A 20,949-nucleotide genomic window follows, 5' to 3' on the forward strand; every position below is an offset into this window, starting at 1 on the left:
ACGGCTTTTGCCTCATGAAACGCGCGACACAATTGACAAGAGGCATCGCTTCGCCGACGAGTGCGAGTCACGGACCCAAGGAGGACGACTTGTGTCCGGCGGGGACGGCTCGCACCCGGCGCGGCCAGCGTCGGGCATGGGCGTACGGTGAGCGGGCTGGCTCAAGATCCAATCCTCGCAGCAGGTCCAGGCTCGTGACAAGACTTGAGAGGATGCACCCGATGACCGTCCCGAGGGTCCCGCCGATCCTGTTCGCGCACCGCGGCGCCATGGCGCGCGAGCGCGAGAACACGCTGCCGGCGTTCGTGCTGGCGCTGCGGCTGGGCGCGACCGGCCTGGAGAGCGATGCCTGGGTGACGGCCGACGGCGTCGTCGTGCTGGACCACGACGGCGTCGTGGGGCCGCGGTTCCGGCGCCGGCCGATCGCGCAGGTGCCGCGGTCGGAGCTGCCGGCGCACATCCCGTCGCTGGCCGAGCTGTACGCGTCGTGCGGGAGCGACTTCGAGCTGTCGCTGGACGTCAAGGACCCGGCCGCGTTCGCGCCCGTGGTCGCGGCGGTCCGGGCCGGCGGCGACCCGTCGCGAACCTGGCTCTGTCACTCGTCGCTCCCGGTGGTCACGGGGTGGCGGGCGCAGGCCGGCGACGTCCGGCTGGTCGACTCCACCCGGGTGAGCCGCATGGAGGACGGCATGCGCCGGCGGGCCCGCACGCTGGCCGAGCGCGGCATCGACGCCATCAACCTGCACTGGCTGGACTGGTCCCCGATCTACGTCGACCTCGCCCACGAGGCGGGGGTGCACGCGTTCGGCTGGGACGCCCAGTCGCCGTCGTCCATCGACCGGCTCCTCTCCACCGGCGTCGACGCCCTCTACGGCAACCACGTCGACCGGCTGGTCGCGGCGGCCGCCCGGCTCAGCTGAGCGCGCCGGCCAGGCGGTCCAGGAACGCCGCCTGGGCCTTGACGATCTTCTCCCGGGCGACGTCGAGCGGGAACCACTCCACCCGGTCGACCTCGGGGAACTCCTGCGTCCGGCCCGACCGCGGCGGCCACTCCAGCTCGAACGTGCCGGGGACGACGGCGCCGGGGTCGAGGTCGCCGCGCAGCGCCCACGCCGTCACCGTCTTGCCGCCGGACTGCTTCACCGTGCCGAGCTCGACCAGCTCGCCGTCCGGCACCGGGACGCCCAGCTCCTCGGTGAACTCGCGCCGGGCCGCGTCCTGAGGGGTCTCGGAGTCGTCGTACTCGCCCTTCGGCAGCGACCACGCGCCGGCGTCCTTCTTCGCCCAGAACGGCCCGCCCATGTGCCCGAGCAGCACCTCGACGCCGTCCGCGCCGGACCGGTGGAGCAGGATGCCCGCGCTCTGCTTGCCCGCCATGCCCGCCAGGATGTCAGAGCGGGTCGGCGACGATGACGGTCGCCGCGCCGGCGATCCGGGTGACGACGAACGTCGCGGCCCGCTCGCCGCGGGGCCGGACCGCCGCCCGCAGCCTCTCCGGCTCGACGCCGACGCCGCGCTTCTTCACCGTCAGCACCCCGATGTCCTGCGCACGGACGTAGCGGCGCAGCGCCTTCACGTCGTACGGCAGCGTGTCGACGACGCGGTAGCCGCGGGCGAACGGGGTGCCGACGGCCGCGTCCGCCGTCACGTAGGCGATCGACGGGTCCAGCAGCCCGCCGCCGACCAGCGCGGCCGCCGCCGTCACCAGGCCGGCCCGGATCACGGCGCCGTCGGGCTCGTAGAGGTACCCGCCCAGCGGACGCACCGACGGACCTGGGTCGTCGCGGTCGGTCAGCGTCGCGCCCGACGGCAGCAGCGTCGCCCGTCGCTCGACGCCGTCGCGCGCCAGTCCGCCGGACCAGAGCGCCGCCTCCTTGACCTCGCCGCGCTCGGACACCCACTCCGCCTCGACGCCGGCCGGGATCCGCTCGTGCGGCAGCCCGGGCGCGACCTTGACGCACGCCGTCTCCGCCAGCAGCGACAGCACGAACGACCACGGCGGCCGGTACGCGTCGGGGTCGAACACCCGGCCCCGGCCGCCGCGGCGGGCCGGGTCGCAGACCACCGCCGCGTACGCCGCCCGGTCCACTGTCGTCGCGTCGCCGTGCACGACCCGCGCGTCCACCTCCAGCGCGGCGACGTTGGCGGCCGCGACGGCGGCCGTCAGCTCGTCCGCCTCGACGCCGGTCACCGTCAGCCCGGCCCGGGCCAGCTCGACCAGGTCGCCGCCGATGCCGCAGCACAGGTCGGCCACCGCCGCGCCGGCGCCCAGGGTCGCGGCCAGGCGGGACGCCCGGTGCCGGGCGACCGCGACCCGGGTGGCCTGCTCGTAGCCGTCGACGGTGAAGAACATCCGCTCCGCGTCGGCCGGGTCGAACTTGTCCGCCGCGCGGGCGCGCAGGCGTGCCTGCGTCAGCGCCGCCGCGACCAGATCCGGCTCGTGGTCGCGCCGCAGCCGGGTGCCCAGCGCGAACTCGTCCTCTCGTCCGTGCGCCGCCGTGGCCTGGGCCAGCAGCGCGGCGCCGGCCGCCGACCGGAGCGCGTCGAACGTGGCCGTCTGCACGTCCGTCAGCCTCTCACCCGGCCGCGGACTAGCACTCATCTCGACCGAGTGCTAACTTGAGGACTGGCACCCTCACCATGAGAGTGCCAACGGTCGAGTCGCCGGCACCCGCGACGACGGCGGCATGCGACCGGTCCACCAGCAAGCATCGTGACATCCCGCGAAAGGGGAGGTCAGACAAGTGTCGGTCTCCATCAAGCCACTCGAGGACCGCATCGTGGTCAAGCCGCTGGAAGCGGAGCAGACCACGGCGTCCGGGCTCGTCATCCCTGACACCGCCAAGGAGAAGCCCCAGGAGGGCGAGGTCGTCGCCGTCGGCGAGGGCCGCTGGGACGACGAGGGCGAGAAGCGCATCCCGCTCGACGTCAAGGTCGGCGACGTTGTGCTCTACTCGAAGTACGGCGGCACCGAGGTGAAGTACGGCGGCGAGGAGCTGCTCATCCTCTCCGGCCGCGACGTTCTGGCGATCGTCCAGAAGTGACGCGCTGACGCCCTGACCCGACCCCGTTCCGCGGTGTCGGGCCGGGGCGTCTTTCACGTTCTGCAAGACCTCCGAAAGGGACCGGTTCCCCATGCCCAAGATCCTCGAGTTCGACGAGGAAGCCCGCCGGCGCCTGGAGCGCGGTGTCGACGCCCTCGCGAACACCGTCAAGGTGACGCTCGGCCCCAAGGGCCGCAATGTCGTCCTTGACAAGAAGTTCGGTTCTCCCACCATCACCAACGACGGCGTCACCATCGCCCGCGAGGTGGAGCTGGAGGACCCGTACGAGAACCTCGGCGCGCAGCTCGCCAAGGAAGTCGCCACGAAGACCAACGACGTCGCCGGTGACGGCACCACCACCGCGACGGTGCTCGCGCAGGCCATGGTGCACCGCGGGCTGAAGTCCGTCGCCGCCGGCGCCTCGCCGCTGGGCATCAAGCGCGGCATCGACGCGGCCGTCGAGGCCGTCCGCGCCCGGCTGGTCGAGTCGGCCCGCCCGGTCGACGAGAAGTCCGAGATCGCCGCGGTCGCCGCCATCTCCGCGCAGGACCCGACGATCGGCGAGGTCATCGCCGAGGCGTTCGACAAGGTCGGCAAGGACGGCGTCATCACCGTCGACGAGTCGCAGACCTTCGGCACCGAGCTCGAGTTCACCGAGGGCATGCAGTTCGACAAGGGCTACCTCAGCCCGTACTTCGTCACCGACGCCGAGCGGCAGGAAGCCGTCCTCGAGGACGCCTACATCCTGATCCACCAGGCGAAGGTCTCCTCCGTCAGCGACCTGCTGCCGCTGCTGGAGAAGGTCGTGCAGGCCGGCAAGCCGCTGCTGATCGTCGCCGAGGACGTCGAGGGCGAGGCGCTGTCCACGCTGGTCGTCAACAAGATCCGCGGCACGTTCACCTCCGTCGCCGTCAAGGCGCCGGGCTTCGGTGACCGCCGCAAGGCGATCCTGCAGGACCTCGCCATCCTCACCGGCGGCCAGGTCGTCGCCGAGGAGCTGGGCCTCAAGCTCGACCAGGTCGGCCTCGAGGTGCTCGGCACCGCCCGCCGCATCGTCGTCACCAAGGACGCCACCACCGTCGTCGACGGCGGCGGCGCGCAGGCCGACATCGACGGCCGGGTCGGCCAGATCCGCGCGGAGATCGAGAACACCGACTCCGACTGGGACCGCGAGAAGCTGCAGGAGCGGCTGGCCAAGCTGGCCGGCGGCGTCGGCGTCATCAAGGTCGGCGCGGCCACCGAGGTCGAGCTGAAGGAGCGCAAGCACCGCATCGAGGACGCCGTGTCGGCGACGCGCGCGGCCATCGAGGAGGGCATCGTCTCCGGCGGCGGCGCCGCCCTGGTGCACGCCCGGTCCGCCATCGACGGGCTCGAGCTGTCCGGCGACGAGGCCACCGGCGCGTCCATCGTGCGCGGCGCGCTGGTCGAGCCGCTGCGCTGGATCGCCGAGAACGCCGGCGAGAACGGCTACGTCATCGTGGCCAACGTCGAGAACGGCACCCCCGGCCACGGCTACAACGCCGCGACCGGCGAGTACGGCGACCTCATCGCCCAGGGCGTCCTCGACCCCGTCAAGGTGACCCGCTCCGCGGTCGCCAACGCGGCGTCGATCGCCAGCCTGCTGCTCACCACCGAGGTCCTCGTGGTCGACAAGCCCGAGGAGCCGGTCGCCGAGGGTGGCCACGGCCACGGTCACGGCCACTGAGCGCTGTCCACTCGGTTCGTTCGACGGCCCGGTCCCCTGCGTGGGGGCCGGGCCGTCGCTCTTGAGACGATGACGTCGTGAGGTTCCGCTGGCTCGTCGTCCTGCTGCTGCCGTTGCTGGCAGGGTGCGGGTCATCGGAGGCGGCGGACGCGGGCGAACTGGCCGACCGGGCCGCGTCCATCGGGGTCGACCCGGACGTCGTCTACGCGGTCTCGCTGGACGGGTTCGCGCCGGCCTCGCAGTCCACGGGGGTCGTCGGCGACGCCGGATTCGGGGTCGCCTACACGTCGCCGTCCGGTGGTCTCGTGATGCTCAGCACCGATCCGCACGGCGGGGCCGACGCCGGCTGCGTGGCCGCCGGCGGCCAGCAGGAGTGTGTCGCGGTGCACGACGGCGTCGCGGTGCGGCTGACGGCGGCCGCGGACGTCCTCGACGAGGAGACGCTGCGGGCCGCCGTCGAGGACGCACACCCGCCGACGTCGGACGAGCTGGCCGCGCTGTTCGCCGACGCGCCCTCCGGCGGCGCCCCGGTCGAGCGCGACGACCTGCCGCCGTCGGGCGACGGCGCGCCGATCGACCCCGAGGGTGCCGCCGGATGACCGGCCGCCTGGAACTGCTGCACGAGAACGCCGCCGACTACGCTCGGACCGCGCTGACCTGTATCGACCGCGAGTACCCGCATCTGCCGATCATCTACGCCGTCGAGCCCGGGCCATACCCGCGGCACCGCGACCAGCACCCGGCGTTCTACGGGTCGCTGGACTGGCACTCGGCGGTCGAGATGCACTGGGTGCTGGTCCGGCTGCTGCGACTGGCCGGCGCCGCCCTGCCCGCGGGCCTGGCCGACGAGGTCCGGGCCGGACTGGCCGCGCACCTGACCCCGTCGAACCTGGCGCGGGAGGCCGCGTTCTTCTCCGCCGGCCCGGGCAGTCACCGGGAGCGTCCGTACGGCTGGGGCTGGCTGCTGACGCTGGCGCACGAGCTGGCCTCGTGGTCCGACCCGGACGGCGACGCCTGGGCGGCCGCCGTCCGCCCGCTCGCCGACGTGCTGACGGCGAACCTGCTGGCCTGGCTGCCGTCGCAGACCTACCCGGTGCGCGGCGGGCTGCACCCGAACTCGGCGTTCGGGCTGCTGCGCTCCCATGACGGGGCGTCCGCCGAGCTGCGCGACGCGATCGACGACGCGGTGCGGCGCTGGTACCTCGCCGACACGGACTATCCGGCGCACTACGAGCCGTCCGGCAGTGACTTCCTGTCGCCGGCGCTGGCCGAGGCCGAACTGGTCGCGCGGGTGCTGCCGGCGGAGGCGTTCGGCGCCTGGTTCGCCACGTTCCTGCCCGGCGCCGCGTCCTCATCGCCGTCGCAGCTGTTCGGGCCGGTGACCGTCACCGACCCGTCGGACGGGCAGCTGGCGCATCTGGCCGGGCTGAATACCTACAGGCCAAAGCCATCGATGCTGAGCAGGCTACGGGAGCTATGTCAGCACACCGAGATCATCGGGCAGATCCTTCGGGATCTACGGCCGCTGATCATCGGAGCGCTCTCGGTTCTGGGTGTTGCCCTGCACCAGTTCGTCGCGCTGCTGAGGTAGCGAGGCGGGCCGCAGGGAGCGAACGGGGTCGGCGGGAGCCGGCCCCGACGTGCGTCACTCGTCAGAACTCCGCCTGCCAGACCCGCGGGGTGCGGATGCCGGGACCGACCTCCCCGCTCGCGACGATCAGGTCGCCGTCCCAGTTCACGGCGGGTGTGGTGGCCGGCGGCGGGCCGGGGAACCAGCCGTCGACGCTCCAGCGGTCGCGGCGGGTGTCGTAGCGCAGCAGCTCGCCGTTGAAGCCGGTGTGGTGGTCGTAGATCCAGGTCACGACGTTGTTGTGACGCTGCCACTCGGCCGACCCCGGCGGCGCGGCGTTGCGCAGCGCGACGTGGTGCTCGATGAGGTTCCAGCGGCCGATGTCCTTGTCACCGCCGACGACGACCAGCCCGGTCCGGCCGGTGGGGTGGGCGAGGCCGGCCGTCACGCACCACGGCAGGTCGGCGATCCGCGTCCACGACCCATGCCGCGGCGAGTACGCGTACGCGTCCCGATAGAACGTCCACGACTTGTCCGGCTGCTGCGCCCGGCCGCTGAGCAGGTAGAACCGGCCGTCCTGGGCGGCGCCGACGGCGACGGAGCGCGGCTCGCCCGGCCAGCGCGGCAGCGTCGTCCAGCCGCGATCGGGCCGGTCGAGATCGAGCGCGTAGAAGTCGCCGCCCTCGGCGACGTGCACGACGCCGTCGACGATGCCCGCGACGGCATAGGACAGCGGCCGGGGGAGCGGCGGCAGCTCGGTGCGGTCCAGGCGGTGGCCGTCCCAGCGCAGCAGGTAGACGTCGGCGAACTTCTCGGCCGGACGCTGGGCCGTCCCGCCGGGTCCGCCTCGATAGCCCTCACCGCCGATCACCAGCACGCCGTCGTCGGTGCTCAGCGTCGCCGCGTAGCCGACGGCGTCCGGCAGCCGCCCGGCCGGCCGCCACCGGCCGGTGACCCGGGAGTAGACGAACGCGTCGTCCCAGTAGACCTTGCCGAGCGTGTTCGCCCGGGTCGCGGTCAGCGCCGGCTCCGGGAAGTTCGCCCCGCCGGCGACGATGAGGTGGTCGCCGTGCGCACCGGCGATCGGCCCGGCCAGGCCGAGCTGGGTCCAGTACGGCTCACCCACGGGTATCGCGTCGTGCCAGTCCGTCGGGTTCGGCGGGACGTCGGGCAGCCGCCGCCACGTCGTCCCACCGGCCGCCGGTGCGGCCGCCGCCGTCGTCGACGCCGCTGCCCACCCCACCGGTCCGGCCGCCGCTGCCAGGGTGAGCGCCGTGCGCCGCGTGAGATCCGTCATGTCGGATATCCGACCAAAGAGCAGACCGTTCGTCAACGTTCTTGACACATATCCCATATCTGATGTGGGATGGATCTTCCCGACGAAGGAGACCCCATGCGCCGGCCCGTCGTCCTGACACTCACTCTCGCCCTCGCAGCAAGCGTTCTCGCTGCTCAGACCCCGTCCCAGGCGGTCTCGCCGGTCCGGCAGGCGGTGGTGTTCGAGTCCGGCACCGAGGGCTACGACACGTTCCGCATCCCGGCGATCGTCCGTTCCGACGAGGGAACGCTGCTGGCCTTCGCCGAGGGCCGGGTCGGCGGCGGTGGCGACACCGGTGACATCGACCTCGTGCTGCGCCGCTCGTTCGACGAGGGCCGCACCTGGGGCCCGCTCCAGGTCGTCGGCGACAACGGGGCGAACGTCTTCGGCAACCCGACCCCCGTCGTCGACCCCGGGACCGGCGACATCGTCCTGCTCAGCACGCACAACGCCGGCGACGCGGCCGAGGCGGAGATCATGCGCGGCGAGGTGACTGCGGAGCAGAGCCGCCGCGTCTTCGTCCAGCGCAGCACCGACGACGGCGCCAGCTGGTCGCCCGCGCGCGACATCACCGCCACGACCAAGCTGCCGGAGTGGCGCTGGTACGCGACCGGGCCGGTGCACGCGATCGCGCTCGAGCACGGCGAGCACCGCGGCCGGCTGGTCGCGCCGGCGAACCACTCGACCAGCCCGCCGGCCGGCTCGTCCGACACCGGTCAGGAGGCGAAGTATTACGGCGCGCACTCCCTCTACAGCGACGACGGAGGGCTGACCTGGCAGCTCGGCGACATCGACACGCCGCTGACCGGCGTCGTGAACCCGAACGAGAACACCGTCACCGAGCTGGCCGACGGCACCCTCTACTTCAACGCCCGCGACCAGAACGGCACCGGCGCCGGCACCCGCGCGACGACCACCAGCAGCGACGGCGGCGAGACGTTCGACGCGCCGTTCGCGCTGGAGCCGGACATCGTCACGCCGGTCGTGCAGGGGTCCGTGCTGCGGCTGCCGCGCGCCGGCGACCGGCTGGTCTACGCCGGCCCGGCCAACCCAGCGGCGCGGCGGACGCTGCAGCTGCGGTACAGCCTGGACGAGGGCGCGACGTGGACCGGCGGGCTGGTCCTGCACGACGGGCCGGCCGCGTACTCCGACCTGGTCGAGGCCGGCGCCCGGACGCTCGGCGTGCTGTACGAGAACGGCGACGCCGGCACGTACGAGCGGATCACCTTCGCGCGGGTGCCCTTCGCCGCGCTGGATCGAGGGCTGGCGCCCGTCGTGACGACGCCCGACGTGTCGGGCGGCGGGCAGGACGGCGTCGTCGGTGGCGCGCCGGTCGTGGTGCCCGACGGCGTGGTGGGCGGGGCGTTGCGGTTCGCCGCCGGCGACCACGTCGCCGTCCCGCGCAGCGAGCACCTCGACGTCGGCGACGGCTCGTTCACCGCCGCCGGCTGGTTCCGCAGCGGCGTCGCCGCCGATCAGGCGCTGCTGTGGGCGTACAACACCGGCAGCGGACGGTCGCAGTGGTGGATCCGGCTGGAGCCCGGCAGCACCCGGATCCGCGCGCTGGTCGACACCGACCTGGGCGTCGCCACGCTGACGGCGCCGGGCTCGTTCGCCGACGGCGCATGGCACCACGTCGCGCTCACCCGTGGCTCCGGCGGTGTCGCGCTCTATGTCGACGGCGTCCAGGCGGCGTCGGCCGGACCGGTCGCCGGCTCCGTCACCACCGATGCGGCCTTCGGCCTGTACCTCGGCCAGCGCCCCGACACGGCCAACCAGCTCCTCGGCGACCTCGACGACGTCTGGCTGCTCGGCCGTGCCGCATCGGCGGACGAGGTCGCCGCCCTGGCCGCCGGCGAGCCCGGCGCCGACCCGCTGCTGCACCTGCCGCTGGACGAGCTGCGCCGCTGACCTCGTACGCTGGTGTGTCCCTGACACTGAGAGAGGGGCACGATGAGCCGTGCGCGGGTCGGGTACTCCGCGATGCTGGAGCGGTTCGCGCCGTCCGAGGTGGTGCAGCTTGCGGTGGCGGCCGAGGCGGCCGGGTTCGACGGCGTCATGGCCGACGACCACTTCCAGCCGTGGACGCCGCAGCAGGGGCAGGCCGGGTTCGTCTGGAACGTGATGACGGCGATGGCCGAGCGGACCCGCGGGTCGGTCGGCGTCGGCGCGACGTGCCCGTCGTTCCGCTGGCACCCGGCCGTCGTCGCACAGGCGGCGGCGACGCTGGAGCAGCTGTACCCGGGCCGGCACTGGCTGGGCATCGGGTCCGGCGAGGCGATCAGCGAGCACGTCGTCGGCGGGTACTGGCCGGAGGCGCCGCAGCGGATCGCCCGCATGTTCGAGGCGGTCGAGATCATCCAGAAGCTCTTCACCGGCCGCGACGTCCGCCACGACGGCCGCTTCTTCACCCTCGAGCGGACCCGGTTGTGGACGATGCCGGACACCCCGCCGCCGGTCTACATCGCGACGTCCGGCCCGATCACCGCGCGCCGGGCCGGAGCCTCCTGCGACGGCATGATCACCGTCGCGAGCACGCCGGACAAGGTCGCGGCCCTGTTCGGCCGGTTCGACGAGGGCGCCCGCTCGGCCGGCAAGGACCCGTCGACGCTGGCGAAGATCGTGCAGGTGCACCTGTCCTGGGCGCCGGACGAGGACGAGGCCGCCGCCCAGGCGCTGCGCGAGTGGCCGAACGGCGCGATGCGCTTCTCGAAGGCCGACATCCGCTCCCCCTACGACGTCGACCAGATCGCCCGCCTCGTCCGGGTCGAGGACTTCGACGGCCGGGTCACGATCTCCGCCGACCTCGACGTGCACCGGCAGGCGATCCAGCACTACCTCGACATCGGCGCCACGCACGTCTACCTGCACGACGCCGGCCCGGATCAGCGCACCTGGATCGACGTCTTCGGCCGCGAGGTGCTGCCCAAGCTCACCGCCTGAGCGAGGACGGCGTCAGCCTCCGTCCCGCCGTGGTCGCCGACGCGGACCGGCCCGATGGCGCCGTGCGAGCACGAGCATGTAGACGGCGGTGCCGACGATGGTGAAGCCGAGGGCGACGAATGAGCCGACCCTGTCGTCGCCCAGAGGGACGCCGAGGGCGTCGAGCCCCGCGAATACTGGGCCGATGACGACGGCGGCGACCAGGACGACGACGAGTCTCTCTCGGAGCTCGCTCACGAGGCGACGCGAGCTCGTTCGCGCGCGGGGCGGCGGAGCCGGCGGAAGGTGATGAACTCGGCGACGCCGACCACGAGGATGATCAGCAGTAGCTCGTATTGGCCGATCGGGCCGAACTGACTCAGCACGATCGCGAGCAGACTCACGGCGGACCAGAACACCGCCACGGCGAGCACCGCCCACGCCAGCCTCTTCATGAATTGAGACTAAGTGCGCGGCCGGCCCCGGCGGAAGGCCCCCGGGCCGAGGGGTTGGCACGCTGAAGCGTTCCACAATCGGTGCATTTCGGGCGCGCGTGGTCACTTTCAGCGAGCCAAGGGGTCGCCGCCGGCGTGCCAAGCGGTCAGAGCGGCGAAAACGTGAGCACCGGCCGGCCGGTGCGGGGGTTGAGGTGGATGTCGGCGTCGACGCCGAAGACCGAGCGGACCACGTCGGGCACCAACACCTCCGACGGCGCGCCGGCCGCCGCCACCCGGCCGCCCGCGAGCACCACGACCTGGTCGCAGTAGGCGGCCGCCAGGTTGAGGTCGTGCAGCGCCGCCAAGGTCGTCACGCCGAGCGACCGGACGTGCGTCAGCAGCGCCAGCTGGTAATGGATGTCCAGATGGTTCGTCGGCTCGTCGAGCAGCAGCAGCTCGGGCTGCTGAGTGATCGCACGGGCCAGGTGCACCCGCTGCCGCTCGCCGCCGGAGAGCGTGTGCCAGTCGCGGTCGGCGAGGTCGCGCATGCCGACGGTCTCCAACGCGTCCAGGGCCAGCGCCTCATCGGTCGACGACGCACGGTGCGGCGTCCGTCCGAGCAGCACCACGTCGAGCACGGCCAGCGGCACGTCGGTCGTCGACTCCTGCTCGACGACGGCGACGCGGCGAGCCCGGTCGCGACGGCGCATCGCGCCCAGGTCGGACCCGCCCAGCACCACCCGGCCGCCGGACGGCCGATACGTCCCGGCGACGGTGCGCAGCAGGCTCGACTTCCCCGAGCCGTTCGGCCCGAGCAGCCCGGTCATCGTCCCCGGTTCGACGCGCAGCCCGACGCCGTCGACGATGAGCCGGCCGTCGGCCGACCAGGAGACGTCGGCGACCTCCAGAGCCGGCGCGTCGGACGCGACGGAAGCCCGCAGAACAGGGGTGTCGAGAACGGTCATCGGCCTACCCTCCGGCGACGCAACAGGACGGCGAACGCGGGCGCGCCGAGGAACGCTGTGACGACGCCCACCGGCAGCTCGCGCGGATCGAACAGCGTGCGGGCCAGCGTGTCGGCCCAGATCATGAACGTCGCGCCGGCCAGCGCCGACAGCGGCAGCACCCGCCGGTGCCCGGAGCCGACGACGAAGCGGACGGCGTGCGGCAGCATCAGCCCGACGAACCCGATCGCCCCGCTGACGGCGACCGCCGCGCCGGTCAGCAGCGCGACCAGCGTCAGCAGCGTCCACCTGGTCGCGTTGACGTTGACGCCCAGCGTCGACGCGGTGCTGTCGCCGAACGCGAACGCGTCCAGCGTCCGGGCCCGCGACACCAGCACCGTCCCGACCACGACGACGGCGGCCCAGACGATCCCCGCGTCGCTCCACGACGCGCCGCCGAGCGAGCCGAGCAGCCAGCTGAGGATCTCGCGGTACGAGTCGCCGGTCGCGGACCAGAAGATGATGAACGACGTCGCCGCCGACGACAGGTACGACACCGCCAGCCCGGCCAGCACCGTCCGCGTCGGCGCCAGCTCGCCGCGCTGGTTGGCCAGCGCGAACGTCACCACCAGCGCCAGCAGCGCGCCGGCGAACGCCGCCACCGGCAGCCCGAGCCAGCCGACCCCGAGGATGAGGACGGCGACGGCGCCCACCGACGCGCCGGACGACAGGCCCAGCAGGTACGGGTCGGCCAGCGGGTTGCGCGTCAGCGTCTGCATGACGGCGCCGCAGACGGCCAGTGCGGCGCCGACCGCCGCCGCCGTCAGCACCCGCGGCAGCCGCAGCTCCCACACGATGCCGTCGCGCAACTGCGTCAGCGACGACGAGGACAGCCCCAGGTGGTCGCCGATCGAGCGCCACACGTCCAGCGGATGCAGGTCGGCCGAGCCGATCGTCACCGCCAGCGTCACCGATGCGGCCAGCACGGCCGCCATCAGCGCGATCCACCCGGTCGTGCGCGCACCGGCCCGCCGCGACGGCGACGCGGCCGGCGCGGCCGGCGCGCCGCCGGACGCCGTGGACGGGGCCGCCGTCGTCGTCACAGGCCCAGCTCCTCCAGCTGTGCCGCCAGGTCGACGACGGCCTGCGCGTTGCGGACGCCCGCCTCGGCCGCCGGGAACGGCAGCCGCAGGTAGCGCTGCTCGGCGACGGCGGGCAGCGCGGCGGTCGCCGGGTTGCCCTCCAGCCGCTCGATCTTGCTGTCGGCGGTGTTCCACGCTGCGTCGACCAGCACGATCACGTCGGGGTTGCGGTCGATGACCTGCTCCCAGCTGACGTTGGACCAGGTCGCGTGAACGTCGGCGAAGATGTTCTCGACGCCGAGCTCGCGCATCATCATCGCCGGCGCGCCGATGTCGCCGCCGACGAACGGGGCGTCCTCGCCGGAGGAATACCACAGCGCCGTCAGTCCCTCGCCGGGCGCGGACACGCCGTCCAGCAGCGCCTGCTGCTCGGCGACCAGCGCGTCGGCGCGGTCGGTCACGCCGAAGAACGAGGCCAGCTCGTGCATTTCGGCGAACAGCTCGTCGAAGGTCATCGGGTCGGGCTGGTACCCCGGCTCCTGGCAGGCCGCCGGCGACACGTAGGTCGCGATGCCGAAGTCGGCCAGCGACGACCGGTCGCCGGCGGTGTCGGCGCCGAAGTTGCTCTCCCAGCCGCCGTAGACGAAGTCGGGCTCGACGTCGAGCAGCGCTTCTTGGCCGGGCACGTTGTCGGAGAGGACGGGGACGTCGTCGAGGTCGCCGGCGTACTCGTCGGGCAGCGGGCCGTCGGCGAACGCCGTGCCGACGAGGCGGTCGCCGAGCCCGAGCGCGAGCATCATCTCCGTCGCGGTCGACTTGATCGTGACGACGCGTTCCGGCGGGCTCTCGATGGTCACCTCGGTGCCGCAGTTGTCGACGGTCACGGGGGTGAAGTCGCCGGCGGGGGACGAGGCGGACGACGTCTGGGCGGGGTCGTCGTCACCGCAGCCGGTCAGCAGGACGGCGCACGCGGCGGCGCCGACGAGGGCAGCACGCCACGGTCGGGAAGGGGATAGCGGCACTGGGTCTCCACACGCGAGCAGGGTCCGTTTGGAGACGGTCCAAGGCGACCGCCGAACCAGCTGCCCACTGACCGGGCAGACGCATCAGAGCACAAGCGGTGCTCCGGGGCTCCTCCATCCTAAGCGGCCGAACCCGCGGAAATCATCCCCGAGCACCGAGTTTTATCCAAAATCCATTGCGGCCAGGTCGGTGAGGAACGCGGCCCGGTCGACGTCGGTCACGGCGCCGGCGTCGGAGACGGTGAACCAGTCCGGGTGGACGAGCAGCGCCGCCGCCACCGCGTCGTGCACCGGCGTCAGCCGGCGCCCGCGCAGTGACGCGTACCGCGCTGCCAGTGCGGCGGCGAACCCGTCCCGCAGGTCCGCCGGATCGACGAGGACCGTCGCTGTGACGTCCACGCCCACGGTGACCAGCCGGTTCGCCGGCGCACCCAGTACTCGCGCGGCCGCCGATGGATCGCGCCGGACGTTGGTCTCGTCCGGCCCGGGCCCGCCCATCACGACGACCGACCGGAAGAGCGTCAGCAGCTCCGGCTCCAGTCTCAGCGCCAGTGCGACGTTGGTCAGCGGGCCGAGCGCCAGCAGGTCGTAGTGCCCGGGCCGCGCACGCGCCAGCTCGACGAGGCGCTCGGCGGCAGGCCTGGCGACGACGGACGGCGGCGTCCTGACGACGAGGTCGCCCAGCCCGTCCGCGCCGTGTGTCCCGGGCGCCAGCAGCAGCGGCGGCCCGCCGAGCGGTCCTGCCGCGCCTACCCCCACCGGCACCTCCGGAATACCGGCAGCCGCCAGGACGTGCCCCACGTTCGCGACGACGGACCCGACCGGCGCGTTGCCGTGCACCGTCGTGACGGCGGCCAGCTCGGCCTCGGCGGGATGAGCGGCCAGGTAGAGCAGCGCCAGCGCGTCGTCGAGGCCGCAGTCTGTGTCCACCACGACGAGCCGCGGGTACCGTGAGTCCGTGCCAGCACGCCGACCCGCGCTCGCCGAGCGGATGCGCCCGTTCACGTCGACCATCTTCGCCGAGATCACGGCGCTGGCGACCCGCACCGGCGCGATCAACCTCGGCCAGGGCTTCCCCGACACCGACGGCCCGGCAGAGATCCTCGAGGCGGCCACCCACGCGATCCGCAGCGGCCTGAACCAGTACCCGCCCGGCCCCGGGATGCCGGTGCTGCGCGAGGCGATCGCCGCGCATCAGAAGCGCTTCTACGGCCTCGACATCGACCCGGACAGCGAGGTGCTGGTCACCGCCGGCGCCACCGAGGCGATCGCGGCGACGATCCTCGCGCTGTGCGAGCCCGGTGACGAGGTCGTCACGTTCGACCCGGTCTACGACTCCTACGCCGCCTCGATCGCGCTGGCCGGCGCCGTCAAGCGCACCGTCACGCTGCGCTGGCCCGACTTCGCGATCGACGAGGCGGAGCTGCGTGCCGCGTTCGGGCCGCGCACCCGGGTCGTGCTGGTCAACACGCCGCACAACCCGACCGGCAAGGTCTTCACCCGGGCCGAGCTGGAGCTCGTCGGCCGGCTCGCGCGCGAGCACGACGCGATCGTCGTCACCGACGAGGTCTACGAGCACCAGGTCTTCGACGACGCCGTGCACGTCCCGGTCGCGACGCTGCCGGGGCTGGCGGACCGCACCGTCACGGTCTCGTCGGCCGGCAAGACGTTCTCCGTCACCGGCTGGAAGGTCGGCTGGCTGCACGGCCCGGCCGAGCTGGTCGCCGCCGCGCGCGCCGTCAAGCAGTTCCTCACGTTCGTCAGCGCCGGGCCGCTGCAACCGGCGGTCGCGACCGGCCTCGGCCTCGGCGACGACTTCTACACCGAGCTGGCCGGCAGTCTCCAGGGCAAGCGCGACCTGCTGGTCGACGGGCTCCGGGCGGCCGGGTTCGCGGTGTCGGTGCCGCTCGGCACCTACTTCGTCGTCGCCGACGCGGCGCCGCTCGGGTTCGCCGACGGCGTCGAGCTGTGCCAGCGGCTGCCCGAGCTGGCCGGCGTCGCGGCCGTGCCGGTCTCGGTCTTCCACGACGATCCCGCGGCGGCGGCGTCGCTGGTCCGGTTCGCGTTCTGCAAGCGCGACGAGGTCCTGCGCGACGCCGTCGAGCGGCTGCGCCGCCTGTAGCTCAGGCCAGCACGAACTCCAGCGCCGTCCGCACGCCGGCCGCGGGCGCGCCGTCGGCGACCTCCAGCAGCGCCGAGCGCCAGGCCGCGACCAGCAGCGTCGCGGCGACGCCGACGTCGTCGGGCAGCAGCGTGGTGAGGGTGGCGCGGACACGGTCCGGGTGGTCGCCGGGTGCGGTCTCGCCGAGCAGCCGGCACACCCCGAACCGCACCGTCGCGTCGAACGCGACCAGCAGCGCCGCTCGCGCCGCGTCGCGGCCGGCTCCGCCGACGGTCTCGGCCGCGCCCTCCATCCGGTCGGTGATCCGCTTCTCCAGATCGTCGCGGACGACGGTGTAGAGGCCCAGCTTCGAGCCGAAGTGGTGGTACAGCGAGCCGGTCGTCACGCCCGCCTTCGACGCCAGCTCGGTGACGGTGGCGGCCTCGAAGCCGGCCTGCTCGAAGTGGTGCATGGCGGCCTCGATCAGCCGGGCCTTCGCCGACCCGGGGACAGGGATCCACTCCGGCATGCCCATCACCGTAACACGTTGACGGCTCGGCGTAACCCCGTTACGGTCTTCTTCATGAAGCTCTCCTACATCTACGTGTCGGTGCCGGACCTGAAGGAGGCGCTCGCCTTCTACCGCGACGAGTTGGGTCTCGAGGAGGCGTGGCGCGAGGGCGAGGGCACCGTCGCCTTCCAGCTGCCGAACTCGCCGATCCAGCTCATGGTGGACGTGCCGCCGGACTCCGGGGAGAACTGGTCGACCGGCCCGTTCTACGAGGTCGACGACCTGGGGAAGTTCGTCGCCGAGCACGGCGGCCTGGCCTGGGTCGGCGAGCCGATCGAGATCCCCGGCGGCCGGTCGGCCTCGTTCCGCGACCCGGGCGGCAACATCATGCACGTGTTCGACCAGTCCGCCCCCGAGTGAGCCGACCCCAGGGCTTGTAGACCGACAGCACGAAGGCGACCAGCAACAGGGTCGTCGACACGATCGGCGGGTAGAGCAGGTCGCCCGGCTGCAGCTGGACCTGCGTCCCGGTGCCCAGCAGCCGGCCCTGCTCGGCCGCCTCCTGGACGCCGGGGCGCAGCAGCACGAGCACCAGCGTCGACAGCAGCACGTTCAGCACCAGCTTGACCGCCACCCACCAGTACCGCACCAGGCCGTACTTGCCGCCCAGGCCGAGCAGCACGCCGCTGGCCAGGCACAGCAGGCTCGCGATCGCCAGCGGCCAGCCGGCGAACAGCTCCAGCGCCCGGTAGCTCAGCGCCCTGGTCTCGTCGTCGCCGCCGGCCGCGGTGAAGACCAGCACGGCCATGACGACGTCCATGCCGAACCAGGCGCCCGCGGACAGGATGTGCGTCACCAGCACGGCCTTGCGGGTGCGCCCGCCGAGCCGCCACGGCCGGCGGGCCGGCGCCGGCGCCGTGGCTGTGACCGCCGGCGTGCGCTGCGTCGTGATCGTCATGCCGCCACTCTCGCGGCCGGCCGCCGTCGCCGTCGTCGGGTGCGGGACGTATCCGCGCCTACGCCGCAGCGCGTACGGCGGGAGATTTGTCAAGGTTTGCGGCCCCCGTCAACCGGGCCGGACGGTCGCGCGTCATGAGGTCATCACCAACCGCACCAGGGGGGATCGTCATGAGACGCACCATCGCCACACTGGCCGCACTGCTCACCGCCGGGCTCGCGTTCCTCGCCGGGCCGGCCGCCGCCGAGGCCGCGCCGTACTGCGGCCTTCGCTGGGGGTCGCTGCCGGAGACCGCCGCCGCGACGGACACGGCGCCGCTCACCGGCGTCCGCGCCGGCCGGCACGCCTGTTTCGACCGCCTCGTCCTCGACTTCGCCGGCGACGCCGACGGGTACAGCGTCCGCTACGTCTCCGCCGTCACCACCGACGGCGCGGGGGTCGCGGTGCCGCTGCGCGGCGGCGCCGACCTGGAGGTCGTCGCGATCGCGCCCGCCTACGACGCGGACGGCGACGCCACCTACGTCCCGGCGAACCCGCGCGAGCTGGTCGGGGTCTCCGGCTGGCAGACCTTCCGTCAGGTCGCCTGGGCCGGCAGCTTCGAGGGACGGACGACGATCGGGCTCGGCGTGAGGGCCCGGCTGCCGTTCCGGGTGTTCACGCTGGACGGCCCGGGCGGCGGCTCGCGCCTGGTCGTCGACGTCGCCCATCGGTGGTGACGGCCGGTCCGCGGTGCCCGGCCGGTCGACCGTCCGGGCACCGCGGTTCCGTGGCTGGTCCTGGGCCGGGTCAGCCGCCGAGCGGGCTGGTGTGCAGCGCATACCGCACGTCCGCGACCTCGACCGTCACCCGCACGGGCGCGATCGGGCCCTCGACGGTGAGGGTCAGCAGGTACGGCGTCACCGTCCAGCGCTCGAAGCCGCCGTGGGTGTCGTCGACCAGCCGCGTGGGGCGCCCGTTCGGGGTGAGCGTCGCCGTGCCCGTCGCCTCGCCGACCGTCTCGCCGCTCTCGTCCATCATCCGCAGCGTGCCCGTCCAGCTGCCGCCGGTCAGGTCGATGGCGCCGGCCGCGTGGATCGGCGCGTCAGCATAGGCGAACGTGACACCGAGGTCGTCCAGCGTCCCCTCGACGAAGAAGTCGGTGGCGTTCTCGGCCTTCGGCTCGCCGAAGGCGACGAACTCCTCGTGGCCGACGTACGTCGCCGGGTTCGTGACGAAGAGCTCGCCGAGCTCGTGGTAGCCGTCGGCGAACTGCAGCTCCCACGGCACGCCGTCGAGGGCCACCGTGACGTCGTCGATCGCCAGGGCGGTCGTCGTGTGCTCCATGTGGACGCGGACGTTGCCGTCGTTGAACTTCTGGACGTCCTGCTGCGGGTCGCCGGCGAGGGTGTACGTGCCGGCTACGGTCACGGTGCCGCCCGGCGCACCGTCGTCGACGACCAGCTCGACCGTGGCCCGGAACGTCGAGCCGGTCCACTCACTGGTGCCGCTGCCCTGGGCGAGGTGCTCGCCCTCCGGCCCGCCCCAGAGCCGCGCTCGTGCCTCGGTGCCGGCCGTGGCCGACCGCGCCAGCGAGATGTCCAGGCCGCGGTCGCCGTCGGCCGCCTCGAGGTAGGCGAACGTCACCTCGTCGTCGACCCGCGTCGGTTCCCCGGCCGCCGCCGGCGCCGTCACAGTCAGCCCGGCCGACAACGCCGCCACGGCGCCCAGCGCGCCGAGTGCCCCCCGGATCCTGCGCATGTGCTTCTCCTTGTCCCTACGCCGGCCGCTCGTGGCGTCGGCTCTCCTGTGGTGCCGATCCACACCATTGACTTCTGGCCCCGTGGTCCGGTTGCATGCGGAGGACGGATCTCGCGACCACAGCGGCGCGCCGGTCGCGGATCACCGCCAAGGGGGGCGGTCGATGGAGGGGCCGAACCCCGGACTCGCCAGGGGGACTCCATGACATCCGACTCGACCCTGCCCAAGCTCGCCGACGCGTCGGCACTACGCGACTCGTGCGGAGCAGTCCATCTGCCCGACGACCCGGGCTACGACGTGGCCCGCATGCCGTGGAACGTCGCTTTCGACCAGCGGCCCGCGGCTGTGGCGTACCCGGCCGACGCGTCCGAGGTAGCGTCCGTCGTTCGGGCCGCGGCCGCCGCCGGCCTGCGCGTCGCGCCACAGGGCCCCGGCCACAATGCCGGTGCGCTCACCGGCGACCTGGACGACGTCGTCCTGCTGCGCACGGCCGGAATGACCGGCGTGACGGTCGACGCCGGCGCCCGGACCGCCCGGGTGGAGGCGGGCGCGTTGTGGCTCGACGCCGTCGACGCCACGGCGCCGTACGGTCTCGCGACGCTGCACGGATCCTCGCCCGATGTCGGCATCGTCGGGTACTCCCTCGGCGGTGGGCTCGGCTGGTACGCACGCGAACTGGGTCTGCAGGCCAACAGCGTCACGGCTGTCGAGCTGGTGACGGCGGACGGGTCACAGGTACGCGCCGACGCCGGCCACGAGACCGAGCTGTTCTGGGCGCTTCGTGGCGGCGGCGGGAACTTCGGCGTCGTCACCGCGCTGGAGTTCCGGCTCTATCCCATCCCCACCGCGTATGCGGGCATGCTCGTGTGGGACTGGACGCTTGCCGCGCGTGTGCTGCCCCGGTGGGCGGAGTGGGCCGTCGAGGCGCCCGACGCCGTCGCGACGTCGTTCCGCATCCTGCAGTTGCCGCCCTTCCCCGAGATCCCGGAGCCGGTCAGGGGCAGGCAGATCGTCGTGATCAACGGCGCCGTGCTCGCGGACGACGCGCGCGCCGCCGCGATCCTCGAGCCGCTGCGCGATCTCGGACCGGAACTCGACACGTTCGCGACCGTGCCGTCCGCGTCGCTGGTGCGACTGCACATGGACCCGGAGGGACCCACACCGGCGGTGTCGGACAGCTCGCTGCTGGCCGGCCTGCCCGCCGCGGGCGTTGACGCCTTCCTCGCCGCCGCGGGTCCGGACTCCGGCTCGTCGCTGCTCATGGCCGAGCTCCGGCAACTGGGTGGCGCCCTGTCCCGGCCCCAGCCGGACGCGGGTGCGCTACCGATGCTCGACGGCCAGTTCCTCCAGTTCGGGGTCACCATCGCGGCGACACCCGAGCAGGCGGCGCAGGGCACGCTGGAGGCGCGCAACCTGGTGACCGCGATGTCGCCGTATGCGACCGGAACGAAGTACCTCAACTTCACCGAGACCCCGGCCGATGCTCGCACGGCATACGGCGAGACGGCCTGGTCGCGGCTGCGAGCGGTCCGGTCGGCCGTCGATCCGGGGGACTTGTTCGTGGCCAACCACCCGATTCCGCCGGCATAGCGATCGCG

At 73.2% G+C, this 20,949-nt stretch carries 23 protein-coding genes; 11 read left to right on the forward strand and 12 right to left on the reverse strand.

Features of this window, described 5'->3' with window-relative positions; genetic code table 11:
- Positions 1–221: 221 nt before the first annotated feature.
- Positions 222–920, forward strand: coding sequence for a glycerophosphodiester phosphodiesterase (locus C1I92_RS12615; protein ID WP_111255007.1), 699 nt, complete (start codon positions 222–224; stop codon positions 918–920).
- Here the strand turns inward: C1I92_RS12615 and C1I92_RS12620 are convergent.
- Together C1I92_RS12620 and C1I92_RS12625 are read right to left on the reverse strand one after the other, a co-directional pair.
- Complete coding sequence (locus C1I92_RS12620) at positions 913–1,377, reverse strand: NUDIX hydrolase (RefSeq protein ID WP_111255008.1); 465 nt, start codon at positions 1,375–1,377, stop codon at positions 913–915. The genes C1I92_RS12615 and C1I92_RS12620 overlap by 8 nt on opposite strands.
- A 13-nt stretch (positions 1,378–1,390) precedes the next feature.
- A complete protein-coding gene (locus C1I92_RS12625; protein ID WP_199521177.1) occupies positions 1,391–2,563 on the reverse strand; it encodes a class I SAM-dependent methyltransferase in 1,173 nt (390 codons plus the stop codon).
- A gap of 181 nt (positions 2,564–2,744) precedes the next feature.
- Between C1I92_RS12625 and groES the strand changes: the two genes are divergently transcribed.
- The 4 genes from groES to C1I92_RS12645 all read left to right on the forward strand — a co-directional run bounded on the left by groES (position 2,745) and on the right by C1I92_RS12645 (position 6,340).
- Positions 2,745–3,044: a co-chaperone GroES gene (groES, locus tag C1I92_RS12630; protein WP_111255010.1), complete on the forward strand. Its 300-nt coding sequence runs from the start codon at positions 2,745–2,747 to the stop codon at positions 3,042–3,044.
- A 91-nt stretch (positions 3,045–3,135) separates the two neighbouring features.
- Entirely contained in the window at positions 3,136–4,749 is a 1,614-nt protein-coding gene (gene groL / locus C1I92_RS12635; RefSeq protein ID WP_111255011.1) for a chaperonin GroEL, read from the forward strand.
- Between the two features lie 77 nt (positions 4,750–4,826).
- The gene (locus tag C1I92_RS12640; protein ID WP_111255012.1) at positions 4,827–5,348 is read left to right on the forward strand and encodes a hypothetical protein; all 522 of its coding nucleotides are present in this window, start codon (positions 4,827–4,829) and stop codon (positions 5,346–5,348) included.
- Positions 5,345–6,340: a DUF2891 family protein gene (locus tag C1I92_RS12645; protein ID WP_111255013.1), complete on the forward strand. Its 996-nt coding sequence runs from the start codon at positions 5,345–5,347 to the stop codon at positions 6,338–6,340. Before C1I92_RS12640 ends, C1I92_RS12645 begins: the two co-directional genes overlap by 4 nt.
- A 61-nt stretch (positions 6,341–6,401) precedes the next feature.
- Here the strand turns inward: C1I92_RS12645 and C1I92_RS12650 are convergent, their stop codons facing one another.
- Positions 6,402–7,616 (reverse strand): galactose oxidase, encoded by a 1,215-nt coding sequence (locus tag C1I92_RS12650; protein ID WP_111255014.1) that lies wholly within the window; start codon positions 7,614–7,616, stop codon positions 6,402–6,404.
- Positions 7,617–7,712: 96 nt separating this feature from the next.
- Here C1I92_RS12650 and C1I92_RS12655 point away from each other — a divergent pair, with 96 nt between their 5' ends.
- Positions 7,713–9,548 (forward strand): sialidase family protein, encoded by a 1,836-nt coding sequence (locus C1I92_RS12655; protein WP_111255015.1) that lies wholly within the window; start codon positions 7,713–7,715, stop codon positions 9,546–9,548.
- 42 nt (positions 9,549–9,590) lie between these two features.
- Positions 9,591–10,580 carry a TIGR03557 family F420-dependent LLM class oxidoreductase gene (locus tag C1I92_RS12660; protein ID WP_111255016.1) on the forward strand — a complete coding sequence of 330 codons (990 nt, stop codon included), beginning with the start codon at positions 9,591–9,593 and terminating at the stop codon, positions 10,578–10,580.
- A gap of 12 nt (positions 10,581–10,592) precedes the next feature.
- Here C1I92_RS12660 and C1I92_RS12665 read toward each other — a convergent pair whose 3' ends face one another.
- The 6 genes from C1I92_RS12665 to C1I92_RS12690 all read right to left on the reverse strand — a co-directional run bounded on the left by C1I92_RS12665 (position 10,593) and on the right by C1I92_RS12690 (position 14,977).
- Positions 10,593–10,817 (reverse strand): hypothetical protein, encoded by a 225-nt coding sequence (locus C1I92_RS12665; RefSeq protein WP_111255017.1) that lies wholly within the window; start codon positions 10,815–10,817, stop codon positions 10,593–10,595.
- Entirely contained in the window at positions 10,814–11,014 is a 201-nt protein-coding gene (locus C1I92_RS12670) for a hypothetical protein (RefSeq protein ID WP_146605117.1), read from the reverse strand. Before C1I92_RS12670 ends, C1I92_RS12665 begins: the two co-directional genes overlap by 4 nt.
- A 146-nt stretch (positions 11,015–11,160) precedes the next feature.
- Complete coding sequence (locus C1I92_RS12675; RefSeq protein ID WP_111255019.1) at positions 11,161–11,961, reverse strand: ABC transporter ATP-binding protein; 801 nt, start codon at positions 11,959–11,961, stop codon at positions 11,161–11,163.
- The gene (locus tag C1I92_RS12680; protein WP_111255042.1) at positions 11,958–12,935 is read right to left on the reverse strand and encodes a putative F420-0 ABC transporter permease subunit; all 978 of its coding nucleotides are present in this window, start codon (positions 12,933–12,935) and stop codon (positions 11,958–11,960) included. Before C1I92_RS12680 ends, C1I92_RS12675 begins: the two co-directional genes overlap by 4 nt.
- Before the next feature lie 104 nt (positions 12,936–13,039).
- Positions 13,040–14,044, reverse strand: coding sequence for a putative F420-0 ABC transporter substrate-binding protein (locus tag C1I92_RS12685; RefSeq protein WP_111255020.1), 1,005 nt, complete (start codon positions 14,042–14,044; stop codon positions 13,040–13,042).
- A 162-nt stretch (positions 14,045–14,206) separates the two neighbouring features.
- Positions 14,207–14,977 carry a nucleoside hydrolase gene (locus tag C1I92_RS12690; protein WP_158564105.1) on the reverse strand — a complete coding sequence of 257 codons (771 nt, stop codon included), beginning with the start codon at positions 14,975–14,977 and terminating at the stop codon, positions 14,207–14,209.
- 25 nt (positions 14,978–15,002) lie between these two features.
- Between C1I92_RS12690 and C1I92_RS12695 the strand changes: the two genes are divergently transcribed.
- On the forward strand, positions 15,003–16,166 hold the full coding sequence (locus tag C1I92_RS12695; protein ID WP_233506954.1) for a pyridoxal phosphate-dependent aminotransferase: 1,164 nt from the start codon (positions 15,003–15,005) through the stop codon (positions 16,164–16,166).
- Position 16,167: 1 nt separating this feature from the next.
- Here the strand turns inward: C1I92_RS12695 and C1I92_RS12700 are convergent, their stop codons facing one another.
- Positions 16,168–16,674 (reverse strand): TetR/AcrR family transcriptional regulator, encoded by a 507-nt coding sequence (locus C1I92_RS12700; RefSeq protein WP_111255044.1) that lies wholly within the window; start codon positions 16,672–16,674, stop codon positions 16,168–16,170.
- A 54-nt stretch (positions 16,675–16,728) separates the two neighbouring features.
- Between C1I92_RS12700 and C1I92_RS12705 the strand changes: the two genes are divergently transcribed.
- Positions 16,729–17,076 (forward strand): VOC family protein, encoded by a 348-nt coding sequence (locus tag C1I92_RS12705; RefSeq protein ID WP_111255022.1) that lies wholly within the window; start codon positions 16,729–16,731, stop codon positions 17,074–17,076.
- On the opposite strand, the gene C1I92_RS12710 is transcribed toward C1I92_RS12705, so the two are convergent.
- The gene (locus C1I92_RS12710) at positions 17,042–17,614 is read right to left on the reverse strand and encodes a hypothetical protein (RefSeq protein ID WP_199521178.1); all 573 of its coding nucleotides are present in this window, start codon (positions 17,612–17,614) and stop codon (positions 17,042–17,044) included. The two genes, C1I92_RS12705 and C1I92_RS12710, sit on opposite strands and share 35 nt — an antisense overlap.
- 170 nt (positions 17,615–17,784) lie before the next feature.
- Between C1I92_RS12710 and C1I92_RS12715 the strand changes: the two genes are divergently transcribed.
- The gene (locus C1I92_RS12715) at positions 17,785–18,330 is read left to right on the forward strand and encodes an AMIN-like domain-containing (lipo)protein (protein WP_111255023.1); all 546 of its coding nucleotides are present in this window, start codon (positions 17,785–17,787) and stop codon (positions 18,328–18,330) included.
- A 70-nt stretch (positions 18,331–18,400) separates the two neighbouring features.
- On the opposite strand, the gene C1I92_RS12720 is transcribed toward C1I92_RS12715, so the two are convergent.
- Positions 18,401–19,351, reverse strand: a complete 951-nt coding sequence (locus C1I92_RS12720) for a hypothetical protein (protein ID WP_111255024.1) — start codon at positions 19,349–19,351, stop codon at positions 18,401–18,403.
- 201 nt (positions 19,352–19,552) lie between these two features.
- Between C1I92_RS12720 and C1I92_RS12725 the strand changes: the two genes are divergently transcribed.
- Positions 19,553–20,941, forward strand: a complete 1,389-nt coding sequence (locus tag C1I92_RS12725; protein WP_111255025.1) for an FAD-binding oxidoreductase — start codon at positions 19,553–19,555, stop codon at positions 20,939–20,941.
- Positions 20,942–20,949: the final 8 nt, after the last annotated feature.

It is taken from the genome of Jiangella anatolica (assembly GCF_003236295.1).
In the GTDB taxonomy this organism is placed as follows: Bacteria; Actinomycetota; Actinomycetes; order Jiangellales; family Jiangellaceae; genus Jiangella; species Jiangella anatolica.